Below are 13,820 nucleotides of genomic sequence, written 5' to 3'. Positions count from 1 at the left end.
GATCAGTCGCCCAGCTTCACGGTCAAGGCCTTGACCCTGGCCCCGGCGCGGGCCTTGTCGGTGCCCTCGACGATCAGGCGGTCGCCCGCCTTGAGACCGCTGGTTATCAGCCATTTGTCGCCGATCGCCTGTCCGGTCGTGACCTTGCGCTGCTCGACTTTGCCCGAGGCATCGACGACAAGCGCCGTGCCGTTGCCCTTGGCGTCCCGGGAAATGCCCTGTTGCGGCGCAAGGATGCCGTTCTGCACCACGCCCTGCGGCGCGGAGACGTTGACGAACATTCCCGGCAGCAGAAGGCCGTCAGGATTGGGGAAACGGGCGCGCAGGGTAACCGTGCCCGCCTGCGGATCGACATTGACCTCGCTGAATTCGATCGTGCCTTCGGTGGGATATTTCGTGCCGTCCTCCAGCGTGAGCGTCACTTTCGCGCTGCCCGGCAGCATGCTGCCCTTGGCGAGCGCGCTGCGAAGGCGCAGCAGGTCGGCGGAGGACTGGGTGATGTCCACGAAGATCGGATCGAGCTGCTGGATCGTGGCCATCGCATCGCTCTGGCTGGCGGTGACGAGCGCGCCCTTGGTCACGGAAGAGCGACCGATGCGCCCGGTGATCGGCGCCAGCACGCGGGTGAACTCCAGGTTCACGGCGGCGCTGCGGCTCGTCGCCTGATACTGGTGGACGGCGGCCTGCGCGGCGCGGGCCGCGGCGATCGTGTCGTCCCGGTCCTGCCCGCTCACCGCCTCGCTGTCACCCAGAGTGCGATAGCGCTTGGCCTTTGCCTCCGCGCTGTAGAGCGTCGCTTGCGCGTTCTCCAGCTGCGCGCGAGAGGTGTCGAGCGAGGCGCGATAGAGCCTTGCGTCGATCTGGTAGAGCGGCTGCCCCGCACGGACCAGCGAGCCTTCCTCGAACAGTCGCGACTGGATCACGCCGTCCACCTGCGGGCGGACTTCGGCCACGGTCGTCGCCGCCGTTCTGCCCGAAAGCGTGGTCGAAACCGTCACCGGCTCGGCCCGTAGCGTGACCACGCCGACTTCGACGTCCTGTTGCGGCATGGCCTGTTGCTGGCCGCAGCCGCCGAGGGCCAGGGTCATCGCCCCGAGTGTTGCCCACCCGAGCGTCGCCATCGAAAGCGCTGGGGCCATGGCGAGATGTTTGAAGGAATGGCGCAAGCGGGGGGCTCCTGTGCACGATTGCAGCTTTGGTCCTGCAATTGTGCGCCGCAGCACGGAACGGCAATCAACAGCGCGTATCGTCAAGTTGCCGCCGGTAGCCTATTGTTTCATCGTGTATCATCAGGGCAGACTTCACCGGGCAGCGCGTTTATGGCCTCTTTCATGATCCCGCAGAGCGATGCGCCTGAAGGCCGCATCATCGTCCTCGAAGACGATCCCGACATTCGCGAACTGATCGCCGCGCAGCTTTCGCGCGAGCCGCAGCGCGTGGATTCGGTCGGCTCGGTCGCGGAACTGCGGGCCTGCCTCGAAGGCGATCCGGTGGACCTGCTGATCCTCGACCTCAATCTGCCTGACGGCGACGGCCTCGACATCTGCCGGGACTTGCGTGCAGCCGGACACCAGGGCGCGATCATGATGGTCACCGCGCGCGAAGGCCCGATCGACCGCGTGCTCGGTCTCGAACTGGGGGCGGACGACTACCTGACCAAACCTTTCGAACCGCGCGAGTTGCTGGCACGCGTGCGCAACCTCCTGCGCCGCTCGCGCGTGTTCGACGGCGCGCAGGGGACGGCCGGAAATCGCCCCCGCCTCGCCCGCTTCGCGCGGCTCGGCCCATGGCGGCTCGACTTGCACCAGCGCCGCCTGGTGACCGGGGACGAGCGGCTGGTCATGCTCTCGTCCGCCGAGTATCGGCTGCTTTCGCGTTTCATAGAGGCGCCCAACCATGTGCTTTCGCGCGAGGAATTGCTGCCCGAGCGTAGCGCCACCGTCGCCTTCGACCGCTCGATCGACATCCAGATCAGCCGCCTGCGCCACAAGCTGGCCAGCGAGCCCGGCGGGGACGAACTGATCCTGACCGTCCGCAGCGAAGGCTATGTCCTGCCCGGTCCCGTGGAGTTCGAATGACCTCGCCCGATCCGGCCAAGCGCACATTCCTGCAACGGCTGCGCAACTATCCTCGCTCGCTTGCCGGGCGGCTGACGCTGGTTCTTTCGCTGGGCATGGCAATTTCGGCGATCCTCGCGCTCCAGGCCTCCGACAGCCTTGGCCATTACACGTTCCGCAGGGATCAGATCGACGCCGCTCTCAACAGCGCCGTCGATATTGCGCATCGCTTCGACCAAAACCCCGAGCAGACAGCCGACCGGCTGTCGCGCGGCGTCATTCTGGGCGCGCACGATCCCAATCCCGCATGGCGCATGACCGCGCCGAATCCGGAGTTCTCACGTCGCCTGTCCGAACGCCTCGCCCGGCCTGCGCAGGTGATGCCGCTGCTGAACGGCGAATGTTTCGTCCAGCTCACACGCTATCCCCATGCCGCGGGGATGAACACCGACCCGCTGCCCGATTGCTGGCTGGTCCAGATCGATCGTGCCGATCCTCAGGGCAAAACGCTGAGCTATGTGGTCGATCTCTGGCCGGATCGAAGCTGGAACCGGCACCGCGTCGGGCCGCCCTATCTGGAACTGATCATCATCGCCGGGGCATTGCTGGGCCTACTGGCCGCCAGCCTCGCCACTGCCCCCTTGCGCCGCATGGAGCGTGCGGCGCGCGCCTTCTCCCTGGTCGGCGAATTCGAACCGATCCCGGTCAAGGGTCCCAGCGAAGTGCGTGCCGCGCTGGAAACCTTCAACCTTGCGCAAGAGCGGGTGCGCGAAGGCCTGCGCGAACGCACGCAGATACTCGCCTCCGTCACCCACGATCTTCAAACCCCGCTCACTCGCCTGCGCCTGCGGCTAGAGCAAGTGGAGGACGAAGCCCTGCGCGAACGGCTCGTCGCCGATCTTGCCGTGACGCAGCAGATGGTGCGCGATGGGCTGGACCTTGCCCGCAGCAGCGAAATCCGCGAGCCCTGGGCGGTGCTGGACATTGATTCCATCCTCTCCAGCATTGCCGAGGATGCGTCCGAATTCGGCCACCATGTGGCCTTCACCTCCGAATCCGGCGTTGAAGCGCGGGTTAAACCCAACGCTCTGGCCCGCGCTTTGGGCAATTTGGTGGACAATGCGCTGAAGTACGGCGGCAGCGCGGAATTGAGCTGCCTTCTCGAAGGCCCCGATCTGGTGATCCGCGTCGTTGACCAAGGGCCGGGCCTGCCGGAAGACGAACTGGCACTGGCATTCCAGCCATTTCGCCGCCTCTCGTCCAGCAAAGGCAACGGCACCGGGATCGGGCTGGCCATCGCCCTTGCGCAAGTCGGCACTTTCGGGGCCACGCTCCGCTTGTGCAACGGCACGCAAGGCGGACTGATAGCCGAAATCCGTATTCCCGGCAGCGCCATACAGCATAGGAAAGACGGCCTCAGAGAGTAACCTGAGGGTTGCTTCGCCTGAAGGTGCAATGAAGTAAATTCTCTCAAGATTTACACAGATGCTCTTTTAAATTTCGCTACAGTCCGGAACGAAACTGGCGGGGAGGCATCTGACTATGGTGCTGTCGATGCGCTGAGGCGATGCCGGTCATCAAACCCAAGGCCCTGCTCGCCGACAAGGCTATGATGGCAACGTTGTTCCCGAGACCCTACTGATACAGGGCATTCTTCCGGTCATACCGCCCAAATCCAATCGCAGTGGGCCCTTTCCTTGCGACTTTCGCCGCTATCGGGATCGCAACCGAATTGAACGAATGTTCAGCCATCTCAAGCAGTTCCGCCGCGTGGCCACGCGCACGACAAGACCGCTCCATCCTTCGCCAGCTTCCTCAACTTGGCCGCGCTCCGCAAATCGCTGCCTCACTTTGTCAACGCGATCTAGAGTCTTCCGGCCGTGGTCACGGTGACGGGGTGGGCGCGTCACCGGGTTTCATCAACGTGATCGGGGGCTTGTTGCCGATGGCACCCTGCGGCCGATCCTCGTTGTAGTACCTGCGCCACTCCTCCAACTTTCGCAGGCGTCTGCAAGCGTCAAGAACCTGTGAGTGTTCAAGCACTCCGCCCGGAAGCGCACGTTGAACGCTTCGATGAAGGCGTTGTCGGTTGGCTTCCCGAACTCGAAACCATTACAAATTGCGCTGGGTTCGATACGATTTAGCGGCAGCAATTAAAACATGGCGCGGACGCCGAAGACCGCCGAAACGCCAGACACACCCTCGCCAGCTCCCCGAGCGAGATCCGCCGTTCCACCAAGCTTGCGCTCCCAATTGACGCCCACATAGGGCGCCAGCGATCGGTTACGCTCATAACGAAGACGGGTGCCCAGTTCGAGACGTTCGAAGCCTGCCCCTACGCTCAGCGCCGGTACGCCCTGAAAGGCAAAATCCACCTCGACCTCGGGTTCGACTACCAGCGACTGGGTGATGCGCTGCGTATAGCCCGCCTTGCCGCGCGCATGAATGTCGCCCTTGTTCGAGACGAGCAACTGGCCTTGCAATTCGAACCAGTACGGTGCCAGCCCCTCAATGCCGATCAGTGCGTAAGTGCGCTGCGGATCCGGCCGAAAATCCTGTCGCATACCAAGTTGCAGATTGAACCACGGGTCCAGCGCGTGGCGCCAGTAGGCATTAAGTTCGATACGCTCGGCCCGCTCACCGAACGTGCCCTCACCTTCGCTGGCCAGCACGACCCGGTCGATATCGCCGCCATACCAGGCCTGTCCATCCCAGCCGAAGCCGTCGCCGCTTTTGCCGGTGCGAAATTCCAACTGGTCGACCTGAAGCGCAAAGGTGTTGAAGGTCATCTCCTTCAGCATCGCCGCGCGTGAGGCCACCATCCGGTCGGGCGCGAAGTAGCGTACGGCAGGAAAGTCTGTCGGAACCGGCGGCGGCGGGGCATCGCCCGGCTCGTCGGAATCGCTGCTTGCGGGCATGGCGTGGGTTGAGTGATCCATACCCTTCATGTCCTGCCCGCTCATATCCATGCCGGACATGTCCATCTGCGAATGGTCCATGGCGCCATGATCCATATCGGCATGCTCTTCGATTTGAAGCGGCGCAGCCTCAGCCTCCTGAACCTTCACCACAAGCGGAGTACCGGCCAGCAGCAGTGAGGTCAGGATCGGGAAGAGCCGGGCCATCAGGCTGCTCCCTCCCGGCGTACCGTAACGACGCGCATCATACCTGCGTGCATGTGCAGCAGCATGTGACAATGGAAGGCCCAATCACCCTCGGCATCGGCGGTCAGATCGAATGAGGCCTTGCCGCCCGGCAGCACGTTGACGGTGTGCTTGCGCGCACGGTTCCCCGGCTCGCCGCTGACCAGTTCGAAGAAGTGGCCGTGAATGTGGATCGGATGCGGCATCATCGTATCGTTGATAAGGTTGACGCGCACCCGCTCGCCCAGACGAAAAGGGATCGGCGCCGGGTTTGCCGACATCGTCTCACCGTCCATACTCCACATATACCGCTCCATCGCCGCGGTCAGATGCACGTCGATCTCGCGGCTCGGTACGCGGAGATCAGGATTGGGGTCTCGTGAGCGCAAGTCCGCATAAGTCAGCACGCGGTGATCGACGTTTTCCAGTCCGGTCGGGCGGTCGGCAAGCCGGTCCACCGGCATCAGCGAAAGCGTGGCGACGCCCGGCCCCATCTTCACGCCGGGCGCGACGGAAGGATCCCGCATGGACATGGAATGGCCGCTCATCGAACTGTTGGCGGGCTTGCTGAGGTCGATCACCCCGCCCTCCCCCATGTCCATGCCGTCCATGTCCATGCCCATGTCGCGCATGGTGAGAAGCGGGCGTTCACGCAGGCTCGGCGTCTCGCCAACGAGACCCGACCGCTGCGCCAGGGTCGCGCGGACGACGCCGGAGCGGTCGATAGCCTCGGCAATCACGCCGTAGCTCTCCGCCGCACCCGGTTCGACGATGAAGTCGTAGGTCTCGGCGATGGCGATCTGCACTTCGTCGGTCTCGACCGGTTGCACGGGATTGCCGTCCGCCGCCACCACGGTGAGCGGCAGGCCGGGGATCCGGAAGTTGAAGTTGGTCATCGACGAGGCGTTGATGACGCGCAGCCGCACTTTTTCGCCCGGTGCGAAAAGCCCGGTCCAGTTCTCGGCATTGCCGTGGCCGTTGACGAGGAAGCTGTAGGTCGATCCGGTCACGTCCGAGATATCGGTCGCGTCCATGCGCATCTTCCCCCAGGCGAGGCGGTCGTCCAGCGACTGGTCCTTGCCTGCCAGCAGCCCCGCCAGCGTCTGGCGCTGGCGGTTGAAATAGCCGCCCATCATCTTCAGGCGCCGCATCTGCTCGTGCGGATGGATCGGACTCCAGTCCGACAGTACCAGCACGTGCTCGCGGTCGCAGGCGATCGGATCGGAGCCGGCAGGATCGATCACGATCGGACCGAACAGCCCTTCCGCCTCCTGCATGCCGGAATGCGAATGATACCAGAACGTGCCGGAATGGGTGAGCGGGAACTCGTAGACGAACGTCTCGCCCGGATCGATGCCCGGGAAGCTGACGCCCGGTACGCCATCCATCTGGAACGGCACCAGCAGCCCGTGCCAGTGGATCGAGGTCTGCTCCTTCAGGCGATTGGTAACGGCGATGCGCACCGTTTCGCCTTCCCGCAGGCGCAGCAGCGGCGCGGGCAGCGTACCGTTGACGGTCACCGCATGACCCGAACGCCCGCCGGTCGCAAAATGGCTCTCACCGATCTGAAGCGCGATGGAGTTGCCGGAAAGAACCCCGGAATCGGTGCCGGCATGAACGATCCCCGGCGTACCGCTACGCGCCCATGCCGGGAACAGACCCCCCACACAAAAGCTGCCCGCGAAGGCGCCGCCAAGGGCCAGAAAACGTCTGCGTTGAAGCAGGGAGCGATGCAGACTGTCGTTCGGCGTCATGCAGACATTACGCCGCGATCACGCCTATCCCTCAAGTCCGAAAGAAGAAATTCAGCGAGAAAGAGAATTGCGACCGTCCCGTTCCATTTGCATTCGCTCGGCCGCATGACGTAGGCTTCGGCCATAAACCAACGCCGGAGCTTTCATGATCGACCGTCGCCGTTTCCTCTCGTCCGCATCGGCGGGAGCCGCCGTCGTAGCGGCCGGACCTGTACTTGCACGCGCATCCGCATCGCCGACGGGCTCGAACCCCGCTCTTGCCGCGTTCATGGACAAATACTTCAATGCCCAGGTCGATGCTTCGCCCGAGACTGCGACGCAGCTGGGACTGGACACAGGCACTCGCGCCGCTCTGAAGTCCCGCCTGACCGTTCCCACGCGTGAGGAAGAGGAAAAGAACCGCAATCTCGTCCGCACCGCCCACGCGCAGCTCTCCGCGCTCGACCGGACTTCCCTGAATGCAAGGGATGCGATCTACTACGACACCGTGGCCGCAAACCTCGACGCCACCATCAAGACTTACGCCATCCCTTACGGCCAGGGCGGATGGCCGCAGATCTATCGCGTCAGCCAGGGCGGCGGTGCCTACCTCAATACCGGTGATTTCCTCGACAACCAGCATACGATCAAGACTGCCGCCGATGCGGAAGCCTATGTTTCGCGCGTGAACGATTTCGCCGATGTACTCGGCGCCGAGACCGACCGGATGCGAGAGGATTTCGGCCTTGGCGTCATCCCGCCCGATTTCATCCTGAGCAAGACCATCGGCCTCCAGGCCGGAATGCTGGGGACGGCTGCCGGCGAATCCACCTTGGTCCAGTCGATCGTTCGGCGTACGCACGAGCAGTCCATCCCGGGCGATTGGGGCGACCGGGTCCGCAAACTGGTCACCGAGCGGGTCTATCCGGCCCTCCAGCGCCAGAACGATGCCCTGAAGGCCGTGCAGCCCAAGGCTGGCCACGACGCTTCGGTCTCGCGCCTGCCGCAAGGCGCGCAGTACTATGCCAATAGCCTGAACTACATCACCACGACCCGGCTCTCCGCCGAGGAGATCCATCGTATCGGGCTGGAACAGGTGGCGGACCTGACGGCGCGTTCGGACGCCTTGCTGAAGTCGCAGGGGTTCACGCAAGGGACGGTCGGAGAGCGCATGGCAGCGCTGATCGCCAACCCCGCCAATGTCTATCCCAACACCGACGCCGCGAAAGTGGAACTGGTCGCCCACCTCAACGAACAGATGGCGGCAATGCAGGCGCTCTTGCCCAAGGCCTTCGGCCGCCTGCCGAAATCCGGCGTGCAGATCAAACGCGTGCCGCCCGAAATCCAGGAAGGCGCATCGCAGGGCTACTACAATTCGCCCAGCCTCGACGGCACGCGCCCGGGCATCTACTGGATCAACCTGACCGACACCGCCAACTGGCCCAAGTTCGGCCTTCCGACCCTGACCTATCACGAGGCGATTCCGGGCCATCACCTGCAAATCGCGCTCCAGCAGGAAAGCCCGGCGGCGCCCAAGCTGATGAACCTGCTGTTCTTCTCCAGCTATTCCGAAGGCTGGGGCCTCTATGCCGAGCAACTGGCCGACGAACTGGGCGCCTATGACAACGATCCGCTGGGCCGGGTGGGCTTCTACCAGAGCCTGCTGTTCCGGGCGGTGCGCCTGGTCGTCGACACCGGTATCCACGCCAAGGGCTGGAGCCGCGAGCAGACGATCCGCTACTTCATCGACAATACCGGCCGGGCGGAAGGCGGAGCGACTTCGGAAATCGATCGCTATTGCAGTTGGCCGGGCCAGGCCTGCGCCTACAAGGTCGGGCACAACGAATGGGTCCGCCTGCGCGAAAAGGCCAAGGTAGCGCTGGGCAACCGCTTCGATATTCGCGGCTTCCACGATACCGCGCTGGCCGGCGGCGGCATGCCACTGACTGTTCTCGAACGCGTCATCGACGACTGGGTGGCAACACGCAAGTCATCTGCCGCCTGACGACGAAAATGCGGGGGAGGACGGGGCTGCGAACCTGTCCTCCCCCGCATTCCGAAAGTCAGTCGTTCAGATCCGTCTTCATGAATGCAGGAGGGGTACCACCGCCAAACTGTCCGACGAGGTCAGGAACAGCGACTTACCCCCCTGTCCTATGCTGCAATTGGCAATGGCCTTGCCGGTCTCGATAACCCCGAGCAGGCGCGCGTCGGCCGTACAGACATGGACGCCGCCGGGTCCGGTCGCGAATACGTAGCCCGAGGCGCCGACCTTTATGCCGTCCGGCAAGCCGGGTTTGCCCGCATCCAGCTGCGCTTTCATATCGAGAAACCGGCGGCTTTCGCGCGGCATGCCGTCCGGCCCGAGGGCATAGGCCAGAACTTCCGGCCGGGTTTCATCCGACAGCGAGAGATAGAGCGTGCGCTCATCGGGCGAAAGCGCCACGCCGTTGGGACGGCGATGGCTGCGGTCGAGCAGATCCACCTTGCCTGTCGGAGAGAGGCGGTAAAGGCCGCAGAACGCCAGTTCCCGCAGTGGGGAATCATCTCCTTCGGCAAGCCCGTAACTGGGATCTGTAAAGTAGACCGCACCGGACTTCGCCACGCAGACATCGTTGGGGCTGTTGAAGCGCTTGCCCTCGAAGCGATCCGCCAGGGTCGTGCGCTTGGCGGACTTGAGGTCGATCCGCACGATCGCCCGCGATCCGCTGTCGGCGCCGATCAAGGCGCCGCCGGCACCCAGCGCCAGACCGTTGAGGCCGGGTTCACGAATGCTTTCAGGCACGGGCGCCTGAAGGCCGGACGGACGCAGGAATACCTCCACACCTTTCGCCTCGCTCCAGCTATGGAGCGTATTGGCGGGCGGGTCGGTAAACAGTAGGCAGTTCTCGCCCGGAACCCAGACCGGCCCTTCCGCCCAGCGAAATCCCGAAGCGAGGCGGCGGATCGAAGTCCCCGGCGCGACGATGCGGTCCAGTTCCGGATCGAGGCGCCGCACAGTCCCGAAGGACTCTTTCGCCGCAGCCCGCGCCGCGTAAAGTAAAGGCGCGACGGCAAGACCGGCCAGCACGTTACGGCGATCGGTCATGCCGTCAGTCCGATGTGACGCCGTTCCACCATCGAGCGGTAGATCGCCTCGATAATCCGCATGTCCGCCAATCCTTCTTCGCCGGAAACGATCGGTGTCGCTCCGGTCAGCACGCATTCGGCCAGGTGATCGAGTTGCGACGCGAACTGATTGCGGGCAGCAGGTGGCAGCGTCCTCGGCGCGATGACACCGTCCTTGCGGATCGTCATTGCCTGCCCGGTATAGGACGTCGCCGGTTCCATCGCGATCCAGCCCTGCGTGCCGGTCACGCGGTAGCCGTTATGCGCGGAACTGTAGCTGGAGATGCAATTCGCCTGAATGCCGGACGGGAAATGCAGCACGAAACCGATGCGGTCCTCGACCGTGGCAAAGCGCGGATCGGAGCGGTCGGTCGATTCCACCGCGCTCACTTCGAGCGGTTCCTCCCCGGTCAGATAGCGGGCGGCGTTGAGGCTGTAGATGCCGATGTCCATCATCGAGCCGCCGCCCGAAAGCGCCTTGTCCAGTCGCCACTGGCCGGGCTGGATGGGAAAGCCATGCTCGGCGGTGATGAACCGCGTCGGGCCGACATGGCCGCCACGCGCCAGTTCGATGGCGAGCCGATTGTAAGGCTCGAACCTTGATCGATAGCCGATCATCAGCTTCTTTCCGGCCTTGCGGCAGGCTGCGATCATTGCCTGGCATTCCGCCACCGAGGTCGCCATCGGCTTTTCGCAGAGGACGTGCTTGCCCGCCTGCGCCGCACGAATGGAGTATTCCGCATGGAGACTATTGGGCAGGACTATGTAGACGGCATCGATATCCGGGTTGTCGCGAAGGGAGTCGAACTGGGCGTAGCTGTAACGATGGGTCTTCGGAATGCCGTATTGCGTGCCGTATTGCTCCAGCTTGGCAGGCGTCCCGCTGACCAGTGCGACCAGCCGCGAATGTTCACATCCGGTAAAATTGGGCATGATCTGCCGGGTGGCGTAATAGCCCAGCCCGACGACGGCATAACCGATCTTGCGGTCTCGCCTGCTTTCTGCCGCGAAGGCCCTTGAGGCGAAGCCGGGCATCAGGCCCGCCGCCGCCATGCCCGCACCGATACCGAGAATTTCGCGCCGCGATCCCATGGCCCGCTCCCCTCCGCAAGATCAGGCGCGCGCCAATTGCCCGGCCGCTATCGCCACTTGCGTACGGTTGCGCACGTTGAGCTTGCGCATCAGCGCGGTCATGTGAACTTTCACCGTCGCTTCGGCCATGCCGAGTTCGTAGGCGATCTGTTTGTTCAGCAACCCCGAACGAACGCAGCGCAGCACCTTGAGCTGGGTCGGCGTGAAATGGAGGGCCGCTGCCGGAGCGTCGCGCACGGCGACATCCTGGCTGGCGGGAACCGTGCACAGATCTGCAACGAGGTGCATCCCTTTTCTCCCTGACTGACTCGATTCTTGTGGTGCCGCCCTGAATCGAAGACCCGCCGCACCGGAGTTCGTTGAACATGGTGATATCGGAATCAGTCAGACAGGTTCAAGCAAAATCTGCATCTACGACCTAATTTCTGTAGAATATGGCGATCATCCAGCTATAATCTGTCCAACAGATTTGGGTTGGTACTGCTAGCCCGACAACAGAGCGAACAAGGGAGAGGCGAGGGATGACACCGTCATTTCGTCGAGCGCGGCCGTTCGGCCCAAGCAAGAATGCAGCCGTCGCGAAACCCGAATCGCACAGCGCAGGATCGACCGGATCATGACTTCCGAAGACATCAGGCTGATCCTTGCGGCCGTGATCGGTATCGCGCTGTCCATCGCGCTGATCGTGCGCGGGCGGCTCCATCCTTTCGTCGGACTGCTCTGCGGCGCCTTCACGGTCGGCATTCTCGCGGGGATACCACTGGAAGAGACCGCCAAGTCGGTCGAGAAAGGGGCAGGCTCGATCCTCGGCGGAACCGGGCTGGTGGTCGCCTTGGGCCTCGGCCTTGGCGCCATGCTGCAACTCTCGAACGGCGCCGCCGGTCTGGCCCATGCCGCGCTGCGCATATCGGGTGTCAAAGGAGCGCCCTGGGCCAGCCTGTTCACCGCGCTGCTGATCGGCCTGCCGCTGTTCTTCGAGACCGGCCTCGTGCTGCTGTTGCCGATCGTCGCTTCCGCCGCCGCCGCCCTGCCCAAAGGCATGGACGACGACGAATCGAAGCTGCGGCTGATGCTGCCTGCCTTGTCCGGCCTTTCGGTGGTTCACGCGCTCGTGCCGCCGCATCCGGGCCCGCTGCTCGCCGTCAATGCCCTCGGCGCAAACCTAGGGTTGACGCTTGCCTATGGCCTGCTGGTCGGCATTCCCACGGCGATCATCGCCGGGCCGGTGCTCGCCCGCTTCACTTCGCGCGGCGTCAAGCTCAGCCCGCCCCTGCTCGCGCCCGAGACGATGGACGTGCCGACACCCTCCGTCGCCCGCGCCCTGATTGCCGTGCTGCTGCCGGTGGTGCTGATCGCCGCCGGGCAAGCCGTCGCGATCGCCCCACCCGGCATCGCCGCCGGACTGGCCTGGCTCACCTGGGTCAGCGATCCGGTGGTCGCCCTGCTGATCGCCAACCTCGTCGCCCTGCCGCTACTGTTCGGCGGGCGTCTGGGCGAGCGCCGCATCCAGGATGCGATCTGGCTGGAAGCCATGGCGCCCGCGGGCGGCATCCTGCTGGCGATCGGCGCGGGCGGCGCGCTCAAGCAAGTCCTGGTGACGGCGGGCCTTTCGGACATGCTGGTCCGACTTGCGGGCGACGGCGCGATCTCTCCGATCCTGCTGGCCTGGGGCGTTTCGGTCTGCATCCGCCTTGCGACCGGCTCGGCGACCGTCGCCACGATCACCACGGCGGGCGTGATGGAAGGCCTCGTCGCCACATCGGGGGTCGCGCCGGAATGGATGGTGCTGGCCATCGGCGCCGGCTCGCTGTTCTTCTCCCACGTCAACGACCCCGGCTTCTGGCTGGTGAAGAGCTATCTCGGCACCGACATGCCCGGGACCTTCCGCACCTGGTCGATCATGGAGACCGTCGTCGCGGTGGTCGGCCTGCTGCTGGTGCTTGCCGCGAGCAGCATCATCTAACAAAGGGGGCGGCATGATGAGCAGGCAGACGTTTCGATGAACCAGGCACGGCTTTCCGACCATGCCTATGCGGGCATCGTCGAGATCATCAAGTCGAAGGATCTGGAAGTGGGCGCGCGCCTGCCTTCGGAGGCGCGGCTGGCGGAAATGTTCGGCGTGTCGCGGGCCATCGTCCGCGAGGCGCTTGTGCGACTGGCCTCCGACGGCATCACCGAAGCGCGGCGCGGGGCAGGCTCCTTCGTCAAGAGCCGCCCCTCGGACCGGCTCGCCGCCTTCATGCCGATGAGCGAGCTTCCGGCGACGCTGGGGAGCTACGAAGTGCGCTTCGTGCTGGAAGCGGAAGCCTGCCGCCTGGCCGCGACCCGGCGTACCTCGATGGAGATGGCCCATGTCGAGGAAGGCATGGAGATGCTGCGCGAGGCGCTGCTCTCCAACGCTCCCGCCCATGCCGAGGACATGGAGCTGCATCGCCGCATCGCCGCCGCGACCGGCAACCCCGCGTTTCTGATCGCTTTCGATGCACTCTGGTCCGACGTCGAGAAGGTTATGCGCGCCGGTGTCGACATCTCGCGCTCGCGCCCGCCCGAGGTCATCGCCACGATGCTGCGCGAGCATGAAGTGATCGTCGCCGCCATTCGCGCGCAGGACGCCGAAGGTGCGGCACTGGCGATGCGCTGGCACCTGTGGGAAGGTCGCCGCCGCCTGATGCCCTGAGAGTCTGTTT

At 64.4% G+C, this 13,820-nt stretch carries 12 protein-coding genes; 5 read left to right on the top strand and 7 right to left on the bottom strand.

Features of this window, described 5'->3' with window-relative positions; genetic code table 11:
• Positions 1–2: 2 nt before the first annotated feature.
• Positions 3–1,088 carry an efflux RND transporter periplasmic adaptor subunit gene (locus V7066_RS25225; protein ID WP_442947376.1) on the bottom strand — a complete coding sequence of 362 codons (1,086 nt, stop codon included), beginning with the start codon at positions 1,086–1,088 and terminating at the stop codon, positions 3–5.
• Positions 1,089–1,331: 243 nt separating this feature from the next.
• Here V7066_RS25225 and V7066_RS25220 point away from each other — a divergent pair, with 243 nt between their 5' ends.
• Together V7066_RS25220 and V7066_RS25215 are read left to right on the top strand one after the other, a co-directional pair.
• Positions 1,332–2,078: a response regulator transcription factor gene (locus tag V7066_RS25220; protein WP_334185717.1), complete on the top strand. Its 747-nt coding sequence runs from the start codon at positions 1,332–1,334 to the stop codon at positions 2,076–2,078.
• The gene (locus V7066_RS25215) at positions 2,075–3,484 is read left to right on the top strand and encodes an ATP-binding protein (RefSeq protein WP_334185716.1); all 1,410 of its coding nucleotides are present in this window, start codon (positions 2,075–2,077) and stop codon (positions 3,482–3,484) included. Before V7066_RS25220 ends, V7066_RS25215 begins: the two co-directional genes overlap by 4 nt.
• 457 nt (positions 3,485–3,941) lie before the next feature.
• Here V7066_RS25215 and V7066_RS25210 read toward each other — a convergent pair whose 3' ends face one another.
• The 3 genes from V7066_RS25210 to V7066_RS25200 all read right to left on the bottom strand — a co-directional run bounded on the left by V7066_RS25210 (position 3,942) and on the right by V7066_RS25200 (position 6,954).
• Positions 3,942–4,100, bottom strand: coding sequence for an integrase core domain-containing protein (locus V7066_RS25210; RefSeq protein WP_442947374.1), 159 nt, complete (start codon positions 4,098–4,100; stop codon positions 3,942–3,944).
• Positions 4,101–4,210: 110 nt separating this feature from the next.
• Complete coding sequence (locus tag V7066_RS25205) at positions 4,211–5,182, bottom strand: copper resistance protein B (RefSeq protein ID WP_334185715.1); 972 nt, start codon at positions 5,180–5,182, stop codon at positions 4,211–4,213.
• Positions 5,182–6,954, bottom strand: a complete 1,773-nt coding sequence (locus V7066_RS25200; RefSeq protein WP_334185714.1) for a copper resistance system multicopper oxidase — start codon at positions 6,952–6,954, stop codon at positions 5,182–5,184. Before V7066_RS25200 ends, V7066_RS25205 begins: the two co-directional genes overlap by 1 nt.
• A gap of 145 nt (positions 6,955–7,099) precedes the next feature.
• On the opposite strand from V7066_RS25200, the gene V7066_RS25195 reads away from it, so the two are divergent.
• Positions 7,100–8,938: a DUF885 domain-containing protein gene (locus tag V7066_RS25195; protein WP_334185713.1), complete on the top strand. Its 1,839-nt coding sequence runs from the start codon at positions 7,100–7,102 to the stop codon at positions 8,936–8,938.
• 78 nt (positions 8,939–9,016) lie between these two features.
• Here V7066_RS25195 and V7066_RS25190 read toward each other — a convergent pair whose 3' ends face one another.
• Genes V7066_RS25190 through V7066_RS25180 form a run of 3 tightly spaced genes read right to left on the bottom strand, consistent with a single transcriptional unit; the run spans position 9,017 to position 11,421 of the window.
• Positions 9,017–10,021 carry an SMP-30/gluconolactonase/LRE family protein gene (locus V7066_RS25190; protein ID WP_334185712.1) on the bottom strand — a complete coding sequence of 335 codons (1,005 nt, stop codon included), beginning with the start codon at positions 10,019–10,021 and terminating at the stop codon, positions 9,017–9,019.
• Positions 10,018–11,133, bottom strand: coding sequence for a Gfo/Idh/MocA family protein (locus V7066_RS25185; RefSeq protein ID WP_334185711.1), 1,116 nt, complete (start codon positions 11,131–11,133; stop codon positions 10,018–10,020). Before V7066_RS25185 ends, V7066_RS25190 begins: the two co-directional genes overlap by 4 nt.
• 21 nt (positions 11,134–11,154) lie before the next feature.
• A complete protein-coding gene (locus V7066_RS25180; protein WP_334185710.1) occupies positions 11,155–11,421 on the bottom strand; it encodes a helix-turn-helix domain-containing protein in 267 nt (88 codons plus the stop codon).
• Between the two features lie 328 nt (positions 11,422–11,749).
• Between V7066_RS25180 and V7066_RS25175 the strand changes: the two genes are divergently transcribed.
• Both V7066_RS25175 and V7066_RS25170 read left to right on the top strand, forming a co-directional pair.
• Complete coding sequence (locus V7066_RS25175; protein ID WP_334185709.1) at positions 11,750–13,096, top strand: GntP family permease; 1,347 nt, start codon at positions 11,750–11,752, stop codon at positions 13,094–13,096.
• 36 nt (positions 13,097–13,132) lie between these two features.
• Positions 13,133–13,810 (top strand): FadR/GntR family transcriptional regulator, encoded by a 678-nt coding sequence (locus tag V7066_RS25170; protein ID WP_147216908.1) that lies wholly within the window; start codon positions 13,133–13,135, stop codon positions 13,808–13,810.
• Positions 13,811–13,820 lie beyond the last annotated feature (10 nt).

This window comes from Novosphingobium sp. (assembly GCF_036820275.1).
Lineage (GTDB): Bacteria > Pseudomonadota > Alphaproteobacteria > Sphingomonadales > Sphingomonadaceae > Novosphingobium.
The sequence above is the reverse complement of the archived record's forward strand: the minus strand, read 5'-3'. Positions and strand labels throughout refer to the sequence as shown.

Excerpts from the sequence above, each read along its gene's own strand:
- V7066_RS25200 (WP_334185714.1), bottom strand. The coding sequence starts at position 6,954 with ATGACGCCGAACGACAGTCTGCATCGCTCCCTGCTTCAACGCAGACGT.
- V7066_RS25175 (WP_334185709.1), top strand. The coding sequence starts at position 11,750 with ATGACTTCCGAAGACATCAGGCTGATCCTTGCGGCCGTGATCGGTATC.
- V7066_RS25225 (WP_442947376.1), bottom strand. The coding sequence starts at position 1,088 with ATGACCCTGGCCCTCGGCGGCTGCGGCCAGCAACAGGCCATGCCGCAA.
- V7066_RS25215 (WP_334185716.1), top strand. The coding sequence starts at position 2,075 with ATGACCTCGCCCGATCCGGCCAAGCGCACATTCCTGCAACGGCTGCGC.
- V7066_RS25205 (WP_334185715.1), bottom strand. The coding sequence starts at position 5,182 with ATGGCCCGGCTCTTCCCGATCCTGACCTCACTGCTGCTGGCCGGTACT.
- V7066_RS25180 (WP_334185710.1), bottom strand. The coding sequence starts at position 11,421 with ATGCACCTCGTTGCAGATCTGTGCACGGTTCCCGCCAGCCAGGATGTC.
- V7066_RS25220 (WP_334185717.1), top strand. The coding sequence starts at position 1,332 with ATGATCCCGCAGAGCGATGCGCCTGAAGGCCGCATCATCGTCCTCGAA.
- V7066_RS25170 (WP_147216908.1), top strand. The coding sequence starts at position 13,133 with ATGAACCAGGCACGGCTTTCCGACCATGCCTATGCGGGCATCGTCGAG.
- V7066_RS25190 (WP_334185712.1), bottom strand. The coding sequence starts at position 10,021 with ATGACCGATCGCCGTAACGTGCTGGCCGGTCTTGCCGTCGCGCCTTTA.
- V7066_RS25195 (WP_334185713.1), top strand. The coding sequence starts at position 7,100 with ATGATCGACCGTCGCCGTTTCCTCTCGTCCGCATCGGCGGGAGCCGCC.
- V7066_RS25185 (WP_334185711.1), bottom strand. The coding sequence starts at position 11,133 with ATGGGATCGCGGCGCGAAATTCTCGGTATCGGTGCGGGCATGGCGGCG.